A 19,500-nucleotide genomic window follows, 5' to 3' on the forward strand; every position below is an offset into this window, starting at 1 on the left:
GTGGGTAACTCTGTGAGTAACTTGTGCGCTTGCTGGGTGTTTGAGCAGTCAGTCATTAAAGTGTTATTTATCGTGTAAAAGCCCTTGCGCTAAAAACTCAGATCTCTATACTCGCCTCCACTGACACGGGGCAAGGCGCTCACGGTCACAAGGGTTTGCAGAGAACGGAAATTAAGTTTGAAACAAACACTTGACGAACACTGAGGAATGCGTAGAATACGCATCCCGACCCGAGATACGGTCAACGCTCTTTAACAATTTATCAAGCAAACTGTGTGGGCACTTAGCAGCATGTTGAGAACAAAATAATATTGTTTTTCAATGTCTTGCAAAGTGTACCTAGTAATAGATATATCAGTAATTCATTGAGCATCAAGTCTTTAATTGAAGAGTTTGATCATGGCTCAGATTGAACGCTGGCGGCAGGCCTAACACATGCAAGTCGAGCGGTAACAGAGAGTAGCTTGCTACTTTGCTGACGAGCGGCGGACGGGTGAGTAATGCTTGGGGATCTGCCCAGTCGTGGGGGATAACCATTGGAAACGATGGCTAATACCGCATACGCCCTACGGGGGAAAGGAGGGGACCTTCGGGCCTTTCGCGATTGGATGAACCCAAGTGAGATTAGCTTGTTGGTGAGGTAATGGCTCACCAAGGCGACGATCTCTAACTGGTCTGAGAGGATGACCAGTCACACTGGGACTGAGACACGGCCCAGACTCCTACGGGAGGCAGCAGTGGGGAATATTGCACAATGGGGGAAACCCTGATGCAGCCATGCCGCGTGTGTGAAGAAGGCCTTCGGGTTGTAAAGCACTTTCAGTGGTGAGGAAAGGTGTGAGCTTAATACGTTTACACTGTGACGTTAACCACAGAAGAAGCACCGGCTAACTTCGTGCCAGCAGCCGCGGTAATACGAGGGGTGCAAGCGTTAATCGGAATAACTGGGCGTAAAGCGCACGCAGGCGGTTTGTTAAGCCAGATGTGAAAGCCCCGAGCTCAACTCGGGAACTGCATTTGGAACTGGCAAACTAGAGTCTTGTAGAGGGGGGTAGAATTTCCAGTGTAGCGGTGAAATGCGTAGAGATTGGAAGGAATACCAGTGGCGAAGGCGGCCCCCTGGACAAAGACTGACGCTCATGTGCGAAAGCGTGGGGAGCAAACAGGATTAGATACCCTGGTAGTCCACGCTGTAAACGATGTCAACTTGAAGTCTGTGTCCTTGTGACGTGGGTTTCGGAGCTAACGCATTAAGTTGACCGCCTGGGGAGTACGGCCGCAAGGTTAAAACTCAAATGAATTGACGGGGGCCCGCACAAGCGGTGGAGCATGTGGTTTAATTCGATGCAACGCGAAGAACCTTACCTACCCTTGACATACAGCGAATTTTCCAGAGATGGATTAGTGCCTTCGGGAACGCTGATACAGGTGCTGCATGGCTGTCGTCAGCTCGTGTCGTGAGATGTTGGGTTAAGTCCCGCAACGAGCGCAACCCTTATCCTTTGTTGCCAGCGCGTAATGGCGGGAACTCAAGGGAGACTGCCGGTGATAAACCGGAGGAAGGTGGGGACGACGTCAAGTCATCATGGCCCTTACGGGTAGGGCTACACACGTGCTACAATGGCGCGTACAGAGGGAAGCCAACCAGCGATGGTGAGCGGATCCCAGAAAGCGCGTCGTAGTCCGGATTGGAGTCTGCAACTCGACTCCATGAAGTAGGAATCGCTAGTAATCGTGGATCAGAATGCCACGGTGAATACGTTCCCGGGCCTTGTACACACCGCCCGTCACACCATGGGAGTGGGTTGCAAAAGAAGTAGGTAGCTTAACCTTCGGGAGGGCGCTTACCACTTTGTGATTCACGACTGGGGTGAAGTCGTAACAAGGTAACCCTAGGGGAACCTGGGGTTGGATCACCTCCTTACCTTAACTTAACGGCTGTTGAGTGTTCACACAGTTTGCTTGATAAAAAAGAGTGACTTAAATCGCATGGGCAAACGCTGCTGGTGCGATTTTTTGCCCTCAGATAGGTGGTTTTAACCATATTCTGAGGGTGAAGAAACGGTTTGGGTCTGTAGCTCAGTTGGTTAGAGCGCACCCCTGATAAGGGTGAGGTCGGTGGTTCGAATCCACCCAGACCCACCAAATCAATCTCCTACGTCGTCATAAGATTCGTCGTTTAGCAGGCTAAACTTCCTCATCTTATTCCTAGTATTAGAATGATTTGGTGACACGCTGAATATTATGCGAATGATATAAAGCGAAACACAAAGCTAAGAACTAAATGGGGCTATAGCTCAGCTGGGAGAGCGCCTGCCTTGCACGCAGGAGGTCTGCGGTTCGATCCCGCATAGCTCCACCATTTAGTGCTAACGAATAACACAAACCGAAGTCAGACATCAAAGTAATACGCTGTATACAGCTTACTCCTTTGATTTCTAACGAAGTCACGCTCTTTAACAATCTGGAAAGCTGATAGAAATAATTTGTAGTTCTTGATACGCAAGTGTCTTAGAAATTCTTGGCGAAATAAGTTGTAAGCATCAGTCACTGATGCGTTATGACCCCGCTTAGAGAATTGTTTTTATACAGTCTTTATATAGCAATATATTTAGACGAGCGTCATCGACGTGAGTTCGAGGCGCGGTCTTGAATGAGTGCTTGAGCATAGTTTTCTATGTGATAGCACGAGTGAAAGCCGCAACGAAGAAATCACTAATATGAAGCCGTATAAAACACACTTCTTGGGGTTGTATGGTTAAGTGACTAAGCGTACACGGTGGATGCCTTGGCAGTCAGAGGCGATGAAGGACGTGCTAACCTGCGTTAAGTACGGATGAGCTGGTAAGAAGCGCTTGAGTCCGTAATGTCCGAATGGGGAAACCCACTCTACTTAGTAGAGTATCGTAACGTGAATACATAGCGTTACGAGGCGAACCGAGGGAACTGAAACATCTAAGTACCTCGAGGAAAAGAAATCAACCGAGATTCCCCTAGTAGCGGCGAGCGAACGGGGACCAGCCCTTAAGCTGTTTATGATGTAGTGGAATGGTCCTGGAAAGACCAGCCGTAGTGGGTGATAGCCCCGTACACCAAACGTCATTTACAGTGAAATCGAGTAGGACGGGACACGTGATATCCTGTTTGAATATGGGGGGACCATCCTCCAAGGCTAAATACTCCTGACTGACCGATAGTGAACCAGTACCGTGAGGGAAAGGCGAAAAGAACCCCTGTGAGGGGAGTGAAATAGAACCTGAAACCGTGTACGTACAAGCAGTGGAAGCCCACTTGTTGGGTGACTGCGTACCTTTTGTATAATGGGTCAGCGACTTAATTTTAGTAGCAAGGTTAACCGTATAGGGGAGCCGTAGGGAAACCGAGTCTTAACTGGGCGAATAGTTGCTAGGATTAGACCCGAAACCCGGTGATCTAGCCATGAGCAGGTTGAAGGTTGAGTAACATCAACTGGAGGACCGAACCCACTAATGTTGCAAAATTAGGGGATGACTTGTGGTTGGGGGTGAAAGGCCAATCAAACCGGGAGATAGCTGGTTCTCCCCGAAATCTATTTAGGTAGAGCCTCGGACGAATACTTGCGGGGGTAGAGCACTGTTTAGGCTAGGGGGTCATCCCGACTTACCAACCCTATGCAAACTCCGAATACCGCAAAGTACTATCCGGGAGACACACGGTGGGTGCTAACGTCCATCGTGAAGAGGGAAACAACCCAGACCGCCGGCTAAGGTCCCAAAGTCATAGTTAAGTGGGAAACGAAGTGGGAAGGCTCAGACAGCCAGGATGTTGGCTTAGAAGCAGCCATCATTTAAAGAAAGCGTAATAGCTCACTGGTCGAGTCGGCCTGCGCGGAAGATGTAACGGGGCTAAACTATGCACCGAAGCCGCGGATGCACTCTTTATTGAGTGCGTGGTAGGGGAGCGTTCTGTAAGTCTGCGAAGGTGTGTTGTGAAGCATGCTGGAGATATCAGAAGTGCGAATGCTGACATGAGTAACGATAATGGGGGTGAAAAACCTCCACGCCAAAAGACCAAGGGTTCCTGTCCAACGTTAATCGGGGCAGGGTGAGTCGACCCCTAAGGCGAGGCCGAAAGGCGTAGTCGATGGGAAACGGGTTAATATTCCCGTACTGACGTGTACTGCGATGGGGGGACGGAGAAGGCTAAGTGGGCCAGGCGTTGGTTGTCCTGGTGAAAGGGTGTAGGCAGTGTGTTTAGGTAAATCCGGACGCACAATGCTGAGGCCTGAGACGAAATCGCTACGGCGGTGAAGTCACTGATGCCCCGCTTCCAGGAAAAGCCTCTAAGCTTCAGGTACACGTGAATCGTACCCCAAACCGACACAGGTGGTCGGGTAGAGAATACTAAGGCGCTTGAGAGAACTCGGGTGAAGGAACTAGGCAAAATAGTACCGTAACTTCGGGAGAAGGTACGCTGAGGCATGTGAAATCCCTTGCGGATGGAGCGTGACTCAGCCGCAGTGACCAGGTGGCTGGAACTGTTTATCAAAAACACAGCACTGTGCAAACTCGCAAGAGGACGTATACGGTGTGACACCTGCCCGGTGCTGGAAGGTTAAATGATGGGGTTAGCCTTCGGGTGAAGCTCTTGATTGAAGCCCCAGTAAACGGCGGCCGTAACTATAACGGTCCTAAGGTAGCGAAATTCCTTGTCGGGTAAGTTCCGACCTGCACGAATGGTGTAATCATGGCCACGCTGTCTCCACCCGAGACTCAGTGAAATTGAATTTGCGGTGAAGATGCCGTATACCCGCGGCTAGACGGAAAGACCCCGTGAACCTTTACTATAGCTTGGCACTGAACATTGGCCCTACATGTGTAGGATAGGTGGGAGGCTGTGAAACGATGACGCCAGTTGTCGTGGAGCCATCCTTGAAATACCACCCTTGTATGTCTGATGTTCTAACGTAGGCCCCTTATCGGGGTTGCGGACAGTGCCTGGTGGGTAGTTTGACTGGGGCGGTCTCCTCCTAAAGAGTAACGGAGGAGCACGAAGGTTGGCTAAGTACGGTCGGACATCGTACGGTTAGTGCAATGGCATAAGCCAGCTTAACTGCGAGACGGACAGGTCGAGCAGATACGAAAGTAGGTCATAGTGATCCGGTGGTTCTGTATGGAAGGGCCATCGCTCAACGGATAAAAGGTACTCCGGGGATAACAGGCTGATACCGCCCAAGAGTTCATATCGACGGCGGTGTTTGGCACCTCGATGTCGGCTCATCACATCCTGGGGCTGAAGTCGGTCCCAAGGGTATGGCTGTTCGCCATTTAAAGTGGTACGCGAGCTGGGTTCAGAACGTCGTGAGACAGTTCGGTCCCTATCTGCCGTGGGCGTTGGATGATTGAGAGGAGCTGCTCCTAGTACGAGAGGACCGGAGTGGACGAACCCCTGGTGTTCGGGTTGTATCGCCAGATGCATTGCCCGGTAGCTACGTTCGGAATCGATAACCGCTGAAAGCATCTAAGCGGGAAGCGAGCCTCAAGATGAGTCATCCCTAGGGCTTTACGCCCTCTAAAGGGCCGTTGGAGACTACAACGTTGATAGGTTGGGTGTGTAAGTGCAGCGATGCATTGAGCTAACCAATACTAATTACCCGTGCGGCTTAACCATACAACACCCAAGAAGTGTGAGACCTTGCGGTCAAGAACAACAAATTATTCAAGTTAGCGTGCTTAAACAGTACGACAACTACAAAACAGCTTTTCAGATTACAATTTATGCCTGGCGGCCATAGCGCTGTGGAACCACCTGATCCCATGCCGAACTCAGTAGTGAAACGCAGCCGCGCCGATGATAGTGTGGCAGCTGCCATGTGAAAGTAGGTCACTGCCAGGCAACTCATTTAGTACTTAACTATCCCATCTTTGCGGAGTGGTAGTTCAGTTGGTTAGAATACCGGCCTGTCACGCCGGGGGTCGCGGGTTCGAGTCCCGTCCACTCCGCCATTTTTACTCAAAAAAGCCACCTCGGGTGGCTTTTTTTTTTGTAAAAATGCCTTCGCGGACAGTCGGGAGGAGGTCGCTGCGCTCCAACCTTAAATGCTGCGCATTTACCACCCCGCCATTTAAAGAAGCCCTTCGCTTATTGATAGCTAAGGGCTTCTTGCCTTTTTATCCTCGCCAAAACTCTTCATACCTACTTTGTCAAATCCTCCCCCGTGACCAAACCGTGACCATTTCGTGACCACGCACCTGTTTAGACCGGTATTCAAAACTACGATTATCTTCTCTAGTTTTCTAATACCAAACACACTAAAGAATCGTTCTATTTAAGATCGACATAAAAGCCCCATTGCATAGCTAACTAAAGCAGGCTTCTACAAAAAGCGTGTGTTGTAGTCTACCCGTATCTTCAGTGAAGATGACTTCGGTGGTCCTGCGAAGCAGGATGGTTTTAATAACAAAACCCAAACCGTGCCGAACAAGTGGGCACGCTACAAAAAACAATCACATTAAATCCAGCTGTCAGGCTGACCAAATAATTAATACGATTGGTATAATATCAATCTGTAAAATTAACTGATCAGATTTACTCATTTTGAGGGTCTCGTTTGTGTCACTCGTTTAGCTCTTTCAGTAAACGTGTTCTCGGCCTCGCAGACACTGCTCACGATGTCTTCATAAATTTTGAAAACTCGATTGGCAAGACAGTGCTGACGCATCCAACTCCACGCTTGTTCTATCGCGTTTAATTCAGGTGAATATAGGGGCAATTTAATGATACTGACATTCTCAAATTCGGCTGTAATATCAGGAGTATGGGGTCTGGGATATGCCAGCCAGCCAGCCAGCCAGCCAGCACCATCCATTATCAGTACCACATGCCTGTCTGGCTAAGTAATGTCATCGATCTGTTTTAGGTGGATCCGCATGGTTTCTTTGCTTGTTCAAGGCAGCACTATGACTTGATCTATTCTTCCGTCTTGGCAGACGGAGCCGAAGAGGTAGGTATATTCAAACTGCTGCTACGGACAACTCTTTGCTTAGAACTGTATAAGCCTCTCCTTATGTAGTTAAAAGTCGTTAATCTTATGAGTAATCGAGAATAGCCAGATTGTCTTCATATAAAGTAATTAGTAAATGTAGATAAATTAAAGGCGTGTACAAATAAGAATGACTATAGTCAATATTACTTTTGCTACGGAGATAAAAGGATGAGAACACCTTTATTACTACTGGCTTTGGCCAGCATTAGTGTACAGGCAGAAACTGTGAGTAGCATTACACTAAACACAGATACAGCTCTGCAATTGGTGGCCGCAGGTCTCAAGCAATGCGCCAAAGATGGATATCATGTAACGGTTGCTGTAGTTGACCGCTCAGGCGTACTCAAGGCCTTGGCTCGAGATGAGCTCGCTGGTCCACACACGATAGAAAGCGCTCGTAAGAAGGCCTTTACCTCTGCTTCTATGGGTATGGTTACGGCAGACATGGCGAATAACATTGCCGATAAACCAGCTTTATCGGGTCTACGTGATATGCACTCAGACATTTTGATCTTGGGCGGTGGTATGCCGATACGCATTGATGATCAACTGGTAGCTGGAATTGGAGTCGGAGGAGCTCCTGGTGGTCACTTAGATCAAGCTTGTGCCGAAGCAGCAATAAAAGAAGTCTTGAAATAGTTCCAAGCTAGTTGAATCCATTCTGTAACGGGTGTTGTTTCTAACTTTAGTTTTATGCACAGTAAATTTTGTAATTTGTGAGTTAAGTCACAGCACCCATTTTAAATTCTAAAAAAATGGTATGTTTTAAAATTTTGATGCGTCTCCTTAAGCAAAATAATAATTATGTTCTAGAATAAGAGAGGGATAAGTAGTGTTTTCATCAATGTATTAAACTAAATTTGTCGTGGCTAACACTAACAATATGGTTTGACAATAAATATAAGGACAGGAAGTCCTATGCGACATCTAATTGAAAACATTAGAATTATAAGTCTATTTCGGGCCGGTCGGCATCATTCTAGATTCAGTTTTCTACGCTGGTTTTCATTGCTTAGTGCTTTGCTAATCGCGGCTGTTGCTATTGGTGTTGGAGCAATTACTACTCAATTTTTGCGCAATGAAAGTATAGATCGTGATTCGATGTTGAGCGCACAGTTCATACAATCCATAGCAGAGGTGGAAGTTGTTCATGCCGGTATTCCTCTGTTGCCAACCATTGGTGAGTTTTTTTTTCCTGCTCTGCATTATAAATATTTGGAATCTTTTGAGGTTGCTGATGTTCGTGTAAAAAAAGCAAGGAATGAGTTCCTTGATCATATATCCCACTTACCAGATTTACTCCTAGCTAATATATATTCAAACGATAGAGCTATTGTTTGGTCAACTAATCCAGAATTAATTGGTAAAAAAATTGTAGATAATAATGAGCTCGATGACGCATTTAATCTTCGGCGTTACGTTGCTAGCAGTCATTATAATGTTGATGAGCATAGGTCTGAACAGCAATTCCACTGGTTACCGAAAGATTTGTATATCGAGAACTACATTCCACTTCTTGATATTAATAATAACGTGTTAGCTGTTGTTGAAATATACAAAGAGCCCAGAGATCTCAACGCGCGGATCCAACGTGGGTACGTATTGATCTGGCAGGCTGTGGCCCTTGGTGGTGGTTTAATGTATTTGGGGCTGTTTTGGATCGTATATCGGGCATCTGTTCAACTGGCTTCGCAGCAGCAACAACTGATTGCCAATGAAACCTTTGTGGTATTGGGGGAAATGTCGTCAGCAATCGCACATAGTCTGCGTAATCCACTCGCCTCCATTCGCTCTAGTGCTGAGCTATCATTAGAATTGTCCGAACAGCCTATTCATAAAAATATTAATGATATCATTAATCAGGTTGACCGCATGTCACAGTGGATACGTGAATTGTTAGTCTCATCCCCCTCTCTTGCAGGCGAGAGTGAAGCTGTGGACCCAGTAATAGTCATTCGGGAAGCTGTGCTTGCTTTTGAGACACAAATACATAATTCAAATATTAAAGTCGAATGTGAAATAAAACAGTTTTCCCTCGTCATCAGTCGACGAACATTACTCACTCAGGTATTAAATAGCTTAATAGCTAACGCTATTGAAGCTATGCCTGATGGTGGTTTGCTTCGTATTGTCGCTGAACAGGATGTCAGCCAGCGGTGTTTGAATGTGACTATTAGTGACACTGGAAAAGGAATGACAAAGCGACAGGAGATGATGGCTTTTAAACCTTTCTATACCACCAAACAAGGTGGGGTAGGAATCGGATTAATGCTAGTGAAGCGTTTGATGGAACGATTTGACGGGCAGGTTGAGCTAAGTTCCTGCGAGCAAAAAGGTACAAAAGTGAGCTTGCGTTTCAAGGTCGCTACGGGAGGTAAGCCATGGAGTACAGCATACTGATTGTCGAAGATGACCAAACCTTGGCCGAGAACATTCAGGCATACCTTAAACTCAAGAAATTTGAAGCCTTGGTATGCCATTCAGCAGAAGATGCATTAGAGTTGTTAAAAACTCATCATCCTGATGTGGTGTTGACCGACAACTCGCTGCCAGGCATGAATGGGATAGAGTTGATTCGACATGTTCACTCTACTGACCCTCAGCTTAAAGTCATCATGATGACAGGCTTTGGCAATATAGAAGATGCCGTTACTGCGATGAAAGCGGGTGCTTTTCATTATCTGACTAAACCCGTCATATTAGCCGAACTTAAATTACTGCTCGATAAAACGTTAGCTGCCCAACGTATGGAGTATCAACTGTCTTTCTATCAGAGCCGTGATGTACAGAGTGCAGGGCTAGATGCCATGCTTGGCAATTCATCCGTGATGCTACAGGTCAAACAAACTATACGGCAGTTACTCGATGCGGAAAGCCGTATGACTGATACGGATCTGCCCAGTGTCTTAATTGAAGGTGACACAGGAACCGGCAAAGAACTTGTGGCGAGAGCATTGCATGTCGATGGTGTTCGCCGTAAAGAGCCTTTTATTGAATTTAATTGTGCCTCAATTCCGGCGCATTTATTGGAAGCTGAGTTATTCGGCCACGAGAAGGGTGCTTTCACCGATGCTAAGGAGCGTCGAATTGGGCTCGTAGAGGCGGCGGATGGGGGATCTTTATTTTTAGATGAAGTGGGAGAAATGGATCTCGCTCTTCAGGCCAAGCTACTTAAATTATTGGAAGACCGGACTATTCGTCGGATCGGTTCGATTATAGAGCGAAAAATTAATTTACGAATTATTAGTGCAACTAATCGCGACCTAGAACAAATGGTAGAAGAAGGCACCTTTCGTCGTGATTTGTTTTTTCGCCTGCGAATTATTTCTATTAAGGTACCCAGTTTATCATCGCGTGGCGACGATATATTATTATTAGCAAATTATTTTCTGAGTCTACATAGTAGGCGCTATGGTAAGTCGGGATTAACATTTTCGGAGGATACGGAAGCCTTACTTAGAGCTTACCATTGGCCGGGTAATGTAAGAGAATTGCGTAACATATTAGAACAGGCTGTTTTATTAACACAGGGAGCGATAATCGGGCCTAATCAGCTTGCGATCAATCCAATTTCAGTGGCCAATTCTGGCCATCATGAGAGCGTTAACTCAACTGGAGGATCGGTAAACGAAGAAAGTTTGCCCGAAGTGGAGCGTAGTCTAGTGATAAAAACATTAAACAAGACCGACTGGAATGTCACCAAGTCGGCCCGCCTGCTAGGTATTACTCGGGATATGTTACGCTACCGTATAGAGCGCCTTGGCCTGATACGGCCACAGCGGTGAGAGATAGCTAATATGGCTTCTCGGTAACCCTATTCGACTGCTCATGATATTACTGAATGCTTGAAGCCAGATCGAAGATAGGCATATACATTAGAATAACAATCACGCCGATGAGTAGCCCGATAAAGGTCATGAGTAAAGGCTCAAACAAACGCACAAACCATTCGACCCAACGATTATTTTCCTCGTCATAGAAGTCCGCAGTGCGTTCCATCATTTCCCCTAGTTTTCCGGACTGTTCACCCGCGCGCAGCATGCGCAGGGCAACAGAGGTCGTTAGTCCTTTTTCTGATAGCGCGTCTGACAAAGGATGTCCTTCTTGTATGCTCTGTCTGGCCTCTTCGAGCCGAGGGCGAGACATGACGCCAAGTAGGTCACGAACCATTGCCATGGCCGTCAAAATGGGAATTCCCCCTTGCAGTAAAATACCCAGTGAACGATAAAAACGCGCCAGCTCATAGGCGAATAAGCGTTTGCGGATGGCAGGCACTTTATTAATCAAAGTTATCATTGCCCGTCGAACTTGCTCTTGTCTGAGTAGTACGACCAAACTCAGAATAACCAGTATTAAACCTCCCAGGATAACGAGCATATGTTGATTAAGGAGCAATCCCGATTTTAACAACAGCTGCGATAGCCAAGGCAGATTAGTACCTACCCCTCAAACACCAGACTGAAGCGGGGGACTACATAACCGATTAAAAACAGCAGTACCCCGCAACCGACAACGAAGAGCAAAAGTGGATAGAGTGAGGCACTAAGTACCTTTTGGCGGATCTCATCCATTCGACGATGATAACTAACGTAGCGATCCAGAGATTCACCGACGGTACCGGTTTTTTCACTGGACTGTATCAAGGCAATATAGAGAGGTGGAAAGTCCGAGGGAAACTGCGCTAATGCCAAAGAAAATGATTTGCCCTCATAGAGTTGGCGAACAAGGCCAGAAAGGATCTTATTTGCTCGCGGCGTTGATTCTTTCTCTGCCAAACTTTCTAAGGCATCGATCAGCGCCAGTCCAGCTTTTAGCAAGGTGGCAAGTTCTTGGCTGAACAACAGGAGTGGAAAAGCCTCGCGGGGACGCCAATGATTCAGTGACCAACGTTGTGCAGGGCGCACTGCGAGCACACGCAATTGTTGCTTCTCGGCGAGCAGTTGGGCATCCGCTGCAGATGATGCCTCTAGCGTCAGAGAAACAATAGCGGCTTGTTTAGTGACCCCTTTGATATGAAAACGCATATGACCTCACTGTGTTATTACCAGCTGACAATATCGGCATTTTCGTTGTCACCACCGGGTTGTCCGTCCTTACCCAGAGACAGTAGATCGTAATCGCCATACTCACCAGGGGAACGATAGATATAACTTATCCCCCATGGATCTTGAGGTACTTGTTTCTGCAGATAAGGCCCGCCCCATTTAAGTTCGTTGTTCGGTGCTATGACCAAGGCGTTCAAGCCTTGTTCGGTACTGGGATAACGGCCCATGTCCAACCGGTAGAGATCCAATGCCTTTGCTAAACCCTCTATCTGGGCACTCGCTACTTTGACTTCGGAACGTCCCAATTGGCCGAAATACTTTGGGGCTACTATGCCGGCGAGCAGACCCAGTACCACGAGTACCACCAACAGCTCTAACAGAGTAAAACCCCGTTGCTTATGTATTAGCATGTTTTTTCTCCCCATTCCTTGGCGATGAAATTTACCTATGCGGTGATCATATGAGGAGGATGCAATAATCATGCAAGTTAATTGCGCCCCTCGTTTTTTATTTTGGCGCGCTTCTTGCTGGTGGTTTGATTACTAAGGTCAGGGCATGGGGTGTGGAAGGGAGTTTCCAAAACTCATGCCTCATTGCGGCAGAGAGGAGGATCAAGGATGAAAGCACCAACTCTGATTTGGCTAGTTTTAAGTTTGTCTACTGGGGTGCATGCTGATGTGTATGTGATGACCGCCAGTGACGGCAGTATTACTCTGACGAATATTCCTGCTAAAGGAAAACGCTACACCTTGTTACGGCGCGAGCCTAAGGTAGTTACACCACAAGGTGCACGAATTGACCACGTATTAGCGCCTTTACCTAGCTTAAAAGGACGTCCTTTTGCTGCTTTGATTACTCAGGTTGCTCAGGAACAAAAACTGCCAGAAAATTTACTGCATGGGATAATTTCTGCTGAGTCTAGTTATAATCCGTCCGCCCTGTCCCCAAAAGGGGCGATTGGTTTGATGCAGTTAATGCCTGATACGGCGAAAGAACTGGGTGTCGATGATGCTTGGGATCCTTTGTCGAATATCCGCGGTGGCGCTCGTTATGTGAAACGATTGATGAAGATGTTCGATAACGATCTTTCTTTAGTACTCGCTGCCTATAACGCAGGTCCAGGCGCGGTAAGAACACGTGGTGACATTATCCCTCCTTTCCCAGAAACCCAGCAATATGTAGCTAAAGTGACCGAACATTATCGGCAGTTACAGGCCATGGTGCACTAATTTCCCCACTATGTTGTCCCCATAATTGGGGTTTTTCACCCAGATTAGGTAACTAGCTAACTTAATTGTGTCCAACATCGGCGGGTCAGAGATCGGATTTAAAAATCAGCATGGGCCGTGTCACTTATTTTTTTGCTCTGTATTAAATGAAGGGTGGCCTTCATTAGAATGTCGCGCCAGCTGTCCAATGCTCCACCCCCGTTAATGGGGGGGAATAACACCCAGAAAATAAATAAATAAAATTAAGTTATTGAATTTATTGTTTTTTTTATTGTTGGTATGTGTTTTGCTTGTATGGGAGGTAGTGATGATATTGAGCATATTGGAGGCTTGTCATGATGATACGGAACAGTCATTCGAAAATATCCCATACACTCCCGCCTTGTAACGCAACATCAAGGTCATTAACCCATATTTCTGGGTCCATATTATTAACGACAGCCTTACTCTTTTTCTCACACAACGCACAAGCGGCGATTAGTTGCGCCCGCAATTTAGAAGCCAATATTGTTGCTCTTGACCAGCCACTGATGTTTAACCGCTTAGGTGCACAGAATGTGAACGGCATGATGTTCGCTCTGCGCCGAGACGTGGTGGATAGCAATGATGTTCCTTTGGCCATGGGAGGCGCTGCAGTACCCGGTGGCGTGACCTTGAGAGCTGATAAGCGACCCCGGCCACTGGTATTGAAGGTGGCTGCCGGTGACTGTTTGACGGTGAACTTGCAGAACCTATTGGCCAATCAGTCCAACCCTCATAATGCCGATGTAGCCGAGTTGCACATTGATGAACAGGTCGCGGATCGGCATGTCGGGTTTGAAGTGGCCGGTATGCAGGCAGTGAACACGATTGGCGATATTGCCACTTATGTTGGTCGTAACGAGAGTGCTTTGTTAGCCCCAGGTGCTAGTCGCACTTATACCCTTTATGCCGAGCATGAAGGTGCTTTTGCTGCAACTAGCTATGGGGCCACCTTAGGCGGTGAAGGTACTAGTGGTAACGTGGGTAATGGCCTGTTTGCGCAAGTTATTGTGTTGCCAAAAAGAGCCAAGGTTTACCGAAATACCCTGACCGAAGAAGAGATGCGATTAGCCACCACCGCTAGGACACCAGCGGGGCAGCCGGTGATCAATTATGAAGCTCGTTATCCCATGACTGAACCTTGGCTGACCGAAGGTAAGGCCGGATTACCTATTCTGAACCTAGTGGACGGTAACGAGATTATAGCCAGCCATACCGATACCGTTGTCATGGGGCCTAATGCCGATGGTAGCTTTCCGCCTGAGACTTATCCGTTGGAAAGTATCGGCAAACGAAACCCCGCCTTGCCCAATCGACTGGAACCCTTTCGCGACTTTACTGCGGCCTTTCAGGATGAAGCTGCTGTCGCGCAGGCATTCCCCGGTTATTGGGCCGATCCGGTATTCGGTCATGTGTTGGCGCCAGTGCGGGATGCGTTCATGATCAACTACGGTGCCGGTGGCTTGGGCTCGGAGCTGATTGCCAATCGGCTCGGTGTTGGTCCCATGCATGATTGTATGTCGTGTGCTTACGAGGAGTTTTTCCTCAGTGCGCATACCGTTGGTGATGTGGCCATGTTAGTGGATGTGCCTGCCAACGTTGGTTTGGAACAGATGCGCCCTGGTGAAGTGCCTCCGGCTGACAGCATAGGTATTAAGGCTACTATGGCTTTGTATCCAGACGAACCCTCTAACGTTAGTCACAGTTATCAGGGGGACTTTGTCAAAATACGTAACACTCACTCGGGGATTGAAAATCATATTTTTCACTTACATGGCCATCAGTGGCTGTTCAACCCCAATGATGATAACTCCGATTACTTAGATGCTCAGGGCCTAGGCCCGGGATCGGGCTATACCTATGAAATTGCCAACGGCGGCTCAGGTAACCGTAACCGTTCGGCCGGTGACTCTATCTACCACTGCCATTTTTATCCGCACTTTGCTCAAGGTATGTGGGCGATGTGGCGGGTACATGATGTGTTTGAAGAAGGTACTCGTCTACAGGTTTCCGAAGACGGAGATGATGGTTATCACTCTGAACCTTTTGCTTTGCGCAGCGGCCTGCCCGCGGCAAACGCGCGCGCCTTGCCCGATGGCGAAATAGTGGCGGGCACTCCTATACCGGCAATCGTGCCTCTACCGGGCAAGGCCATGCCGCCTATGCCGGGTAAGGTGACTGTGGTGACCAAGTACGGCAGTGACCCTGAAGATGATGGGGAAGCGGTCGCTGTGGGTTCCGTTGCTTTGGTGGATCGCAGCGAGGCCAATCGTAACGCCGATGGTAATCTGAAAAATCCAGGCTTCCCGTTCTGGATTGGTGGGATTGAGCACACTGTCGGCCAGCGGGCACCTACGCCGCCGTTAGATATGCTAGAGCCTGCTACTGCTCAGGCATTAAAAGATAGCGGTAATAGCTTGTGGGCAGCACTCGATCCTGCACAGGTAGACGGTTGGAATGGTGGCTTGCCTCGTCACGCGCTGCAAGGTTGGTCGAGCGGCGGCGAAGCCGAAGTGATCACCAGCGCGCTGGATTTTACTAAGGTTATCACCCGTGCCAAGCCGGTTTTCTTTCCAGAAGAGGGGACCGATGTCGAACAGGCAGCCATGGCATACCATGCCATGGCTCAGCACCCCAGTTTTACGGTGTTACCGAATGGTGAAGTGCAGCCGAGAAGCTTTTTGACCAACGGTTCTCCCCCAGTATCTGGGGCTCCTTTCTTTGAGCCCTGTATCGATGATCGGCAAAAACGTTTGACCCAAACGTCAGGTCCTGGTGAATTTGTCAGCGGCGAACGGGCGGATGGCATGTCTTTTACCGGCTCATCCCAATTTACTGCCGACAAGCCCCGCATTTATAAAGCCGCCAATATTCAAATTGATGCGGTGTTCAACAAGGTGGGGTATCACTATCCACAGACTCGGATGTTGGCGCTGTGGGAAGACGCTTGGCCCATCATCAATAAACAGCAGCCACCAGAGCCGCTGGTGATGCGACTGAACACCTTCGATTGCGCTATGTACCAGCAAACCAACCTGATCCCTGCCTTTTTCGAGCTGGATGACTATCAGGTGCGCACACCGACTGATGTGATGGGGCAGCATATTCACTTACCTAAATGGGATCAGACGTCTTCCGATGGTGGGGCTAATGGCTGGAACTATGAAGATGGTGTCTTGTCACCCACTACAGTGGTTGAGCGTATCGAAGCGATTCGTGAGTACAATCAGTGCCAGAACAATGATCCACGCGAAGGGACAGATGCGTGCCCTGAGGCCAAGGTGCATCCTTATTTTGGCCAGTTCAATCGCAGCGACTGGGTAGGGGCGAGAACCACTATGCAGCGCTGGTTCGCCGATCCTGTGGTGAATATTCATAATATCGATCGCGGCTTGGGCAATATTTTTACCCATGACCATTTTTCTCCTTCAACCCATCAGCAATTGGGACTCTATGCCACCGTATTAACTGAGCCAGCTGGTTCTGAGTGGTTTCACTCGGAAACTGGTGCGCGCCTGTATGATACGGCGACACGCCAAGATGGCGGCCCCACCTCTTGGCAGGCCGTGATTGCCACAGGTGATCTTAACGGTGATGGCAAGAACGACAGTTTCCGAGAGTTTTTCTTGGAGTACAGTGATTTCCAACATGCCTATGAGGCCGGTGTCTATGTCGGCGCGGGACCAGATGGTGTGCCTAACCCCGGCGCTTATCCCGCGACGAGCGATAGCTTCCGCTATGCCATCAACCCGCCAGTGCGCCAAGGAGCCAGTTCTTTGCTGGAATCTGTGGTGGATGCGGAGGGCGGTCAAGTACCCGGTTGTCCAAGCAGACCTTGCCCGCAGGCGATCTCGGTCGAAGACCCCGGTATTTACACTGTTAACTATCGTAATGAGCCGCTGGGGCTGCGTATCTATGATCCGGAACGGCTGGCGCCTGATGGCAAACCGGGTATGCAGGCTGCAGGACTGGCTGGTGACCTGTCCTACGCACTGCAAAGTCGTACCGACCGAGCCATACCCGCATTGAACTTAGCACCCAGTGCCATTACCTCGGCTGTGGGACCTACCGGTGGCACAACTCACTTCCCACCCCACATCAACTATGGTGGTGATCAGCCAGGTGATCCTTTTACCCCATTACTGCGTACCTATTCTGGGGATAATGTACGGTTAAGAATACATGCGGGTGGGTATGAGGAGGCACACAACGTTGCCCTGCATGGGGTTAAATGGCTGCGTACCGGCACCGGTTACGGCTCTAGCTCTAACTCCGGCTGGCGTGCTTCGCAGATGGTAGGTCTCTCGGAGCAATTCGGTTTTGCTGCCCCAGTGGCCATGCTATCAAGCTCGGACTCTGAGACAGGTGACTACCTCTATTCCATGAGTGCATCAGCAGAAGGTTATTGGAATGGTATGTGGGGGATCATGCGTAACTACACCAACAGCCGCAGTGATTTATTCCCGCTACCGAGTAACCCCAAGCCGCTGGCGATGCGTAATACGACGGACTTTGATGGATCCTGTCCAATATTTGGGCCAAATCCTAATGGTATAGGTACCAGGGCAACGCCACAGCGCAACTACGAAATAGTGGCCGTGCTGGCTAACGATATCTTAGATAACCCTTTAGGGCTGACGATTGGTGATCCCAGTGGTAACGGCCTGCATGTGGGTGGCCCGCTCAATCCTGCTGGTGGCACCTTGGTTTATAACTCACGTTTAGTGAGCATACCTGAGGCGAGTGTAATAGATGATGAAACAGGTGAAGTCAGCGTGATTGGTGGTCAATCTGGACCGCTGCATGATCCCACAGCCGTCATGTATGTACATAAGTCCGATCTGGATCCTCAGACCGGTAAGCTGAAAGCGGGCGTACCTATTGAACCGCTTATGCTGAGAGCGGCCGCCGGTGATTGCGTTACCGTCACATTAGAAAACAGATTACCAATGGAGATGCCCGATTTACCTAACTTCTCTGTGATGCCAAGCGTGGTTAAGCGTGACCGCTTTGCGAGCAAAGGAGTCACGGCGTTTAACAATAATCTGATGCGACCTTCCAGCCATGTGGGCTTACATGCACAATTGCTGGCTTATGACATCACTAAAGGAGACGGTGCTAACGTGGGTATTAACCCAGTACAGACAGTGCCGCCACGCGCAGCGGGAGCTCTTGAGTATCCGAGCCGTAGTTATCAGTATTATGCAGGGCACTATGAACGAGAAGGGCGACCCGTTGCTCGTATGGGACGTAATGTCGATCGGATCATGACGCAGCCTATCGAGTTCGGTGGTTTGAATCTGATGCAAGCGGATCCTATCAAGCAGCCACAGAAAGGCTTGTCGGCGGCCATGGTAGTCAGCCCCCTTGGGTCTACTTGGACTGAAGATGCGGGCATGCGCGCTGCAGCAAGGGTACAGCCCTTGGGTAAACCGGCCTATCGTGACTTTACCTTGCTTTGGCAACGAGGGCTGAACATGCGTTGGGCCAATGGCAAACCGGTGGAAAATATGGCACCGGAAGGCTTTGGGGTACCCGCGGATCCGGAAGATAACTCAGGCATGGCGATCAACTATAAGAGTGAGCCGCTTTGGTACCGATTTGCCAAGGCACCCGATGCTCCCTTTGGTCGTGCGGGTGGCCATGGTTGGGGGGATATACCCAACGCTCATATGGGTTACAGCAATGCTTTAACCGGTGCGGACCCCGAAACGCCGATATTGACCGTCGCTCCTGGCCAACCGTTCCGTACCCATGTGCTGCAAAGTAGCTCTGCCGGTCGCTCGGGAAGCTTCCAGCTGACGGGTCATGTGTGGGGACGCATGCCTTACATAGCCGAGAAACAGGACGGTTATGGTTATCCGATGAAATACCCAGGTATAGGGTCTGTGGCCTTTGGTTATAACCCGCTGGACATCTATACCGGGGTTCAGGAAAACATTCTGCCGGCGGCTCATTTCAGCATGATGTTCCCGAGTGCCGGTGGTGGGAATGCAGTGCCAGGAGACTATTTGTACCGAGATTTTGCGGGAGGTGGTAATGCCAACGGCTTATGGGGCATCTTGCGGGTCGAAAACCAGCAGTCTGTACCCGTGACACCTCCGCCTGCAGATAACGGCAGACCACCGCGAGGTGATCGGAACCGAAGATAGTCATTAACTTAAGCCCGGAAATGGATTCC

General features: G+C 48.9%; 9 protein-coding genes, 3 tRNA genes and 3 rRNA genes. 11 read left to right on the forward strand and 4 right to left on the reverse strand.

The window, feature by feature from the left end:
- Positions 1–381: 381 nt before the first annotated feature.
- From CBP31_RS11140 to CBP31_RS11165, 6 genes are all read left to right on the forward strand, one after another.
- A 16S ribosomal RNA gene (locus tag CBP31_RS11140) occupies positions 382–1,924 on the forward strand.
- A gap of 144 nt (positions 1,925–2,068) precedes the next feature.
- Positions 2,069–2,145: transfer RNA gene (locus tag CBP31_RS11145), tRNA-Ile, on the forward strand.
- A gap of 141 nt (positions 2,146–2,286) precedes the next feature.
- A tRNA-Ala gene (locus CBP31_RS11150) sits at positions 2,287–2,362 on the forward strand.
- A gap of 394 nt (positions 2,363–2,756) precedes the next feature.
- Positions 2,757–5,649 (forward strand): 23S ribosomal RNA (locus CBP31_RS11155).
- Between the two features lie 110 nt (positions 5,650–5,759).
- Positions 5,760–5,874: ribosomal RNA gene (gene rrf / locus CBP31_RS11160) — 5S ribosomal RNA — on the forward strand.
- The 16S, 23S and 5S rRNA genes sit together here with 3 tRNA genes alongside, the layout of an rRNA operon.
- A 33-nt stretch (positions 5,875–5,907) precedes the next feature.
- A tRNA-Asp gene (locus CBP31_RS11165) sits at positions 5,908–5,984 on the forward strand.
- Positions 5,985–6,571: 587 nt separating this feature from the next.
- On the opposite strand, the gene CBP31_RS15955 is transcribed toward CBP31_RS11165, so the two are convergent.
- Positions 6,572–6,859: a transposase gene (locus tag CBP31_RS15955; protein WP_407668762.1), complete on the reverse strand. Its 288-nt coding sequence runs from the start codon at positions 6,857–6,859 to the stop codon at positions 6,572–6,574.
- Between the two features lie 333 nt (positions 6,860–7,192).
- Here CBP31_RS15955 and CBP31_RS11175 point away from each other — a divergent pair, with 333 nt between their 5' ends.
- The 3 genes from CBP31_RS11175 (at position 7,193) to CBP31_RS11185 (ending at position 10,809) form a co-directional block, all read left to right on the forward strand.
- On the forward strand, positions 7,193–7,663 hold the full coding sequence (locus tag CBP31_RS11175) for a GlcG/HbpS family heme-binding protein (protein WP_087037293.1): 471 nt from the start codon (positions 7,193–7,195) through the stop codon (positions 7,661–7,663).
- A 279-nt stretch (positions 7,664–7,942) separates the two neighbouring features.
- A complete protein-coding gene (locus tag CBP31_RS11180; protein WP_087037295.1) occupies positions 7,943–9,424 on the forward strand; it encodes a sensor histidine kinase in 1,482 nt (493 codons plus the stop codon).
- The gene (locus CBP31_RS11185; protein ID WP_087037297.1) at positions 9,406–10,809 is read left to right on the forward strand and encodes a sigma-54-dependent transcriptional regulator; all 1,404 of its coding nucleotides are present in this window, start codon (positions 9,406–9,408) and stop codon (positions 10,807–10,809) included. Before CBP31_RS11180 ends, CBP31_RS11185 begins: the two co-directional genes overlap by 19 nt.
- 49 nt (positions 10,810–10,858) lie before the next feature.
- On the opposite strand, the gene CBP31_RS15785 is transcribed toward CBP31_RS11185, so the two are convergent.
- The 3 genes from CBP31_RS15785 to gspG form a co-directional block, all read right to left on the reverse strand.
- Positions 10,859–11,311 carry a type II secretion system F family protein gene (locus CBP31_RS15785; RefSeq protein ID WP_227875006.1) on the reverse strand — a complete coding sequence of 151 codons (453 nt, stop codon included), beginning with the start codon at positions 11,309–11,311 and terminating at the stop codon, positions 10,859–10,861.
- A 152-nt stretch (positions 11,312–11,463) separates the two neighbouring features.
- On the reverse strand, positions 11,464–12,048 hold the full coding sequence (locus CBP31_RS15790; protein WP_227875007.1) for a type II secretion system F family protein: 585 nt from the start codon (positions 12,046–12,048) through the stop codon (positions 11,464–11,466).
- Positions 12,049–12,065: 17 nt separating this feature from the next.
- Positions 12,066–12,479 carry a type II secretion system major pseudopilin GspG gene (gspG, locus tag CBP31_RS11195; protein ID WP_087037299.1) on the reverse strand — a complete coding sequence of 138 codons (414 nt, stop codon included), beginning with the start codon at positions 12,477–12,479 and terminating at the stop codon, positions 12,066–12,068.
- A 207-nt stretch (positions 12,480–12,686) separates the two neighbouring features.
- Here gspG and CBP31_RS11200 point away from each other — a divergent pair, with 207 nt between their 5' ends.
- A complete protein-coding gene (locus CBP31_RS11200; protein ID WP_087037301.1) occupies positions 12,687–13,298 on the forward strand; it encodes a lytic transglycosylase domain-containing protein in 612 nt (203 codons plus the stop codon).
- Positions 13,299–13,636: 338 nt separating this feature from the next.
- The gene (mnxG, locus tag CBP31_RS11205) at positions 13,637–19,471 is read left to right on the forward strand and encodes a manganese-oxidizing multicopper oxidase MnxG (RefSeq protein WP_151898825.1); all 5,835 of its coding nucleotides are present in this window, start codon (positions 13,637–13,639) and stop codon (positions 19,469–19,471) included.
- Positions 19,472–19,500: the final 29 nt, after the last annotated feature.

The organism is Oceanisphaera profunda, from assembly GCF_002157895.1.
Lineage (GTDB): Bacteria > Pseudomonadota > Gammaproteobacteria > Enterobacterales > Aeromonadaceae > Oceanimonas > Oceanimonas profunda.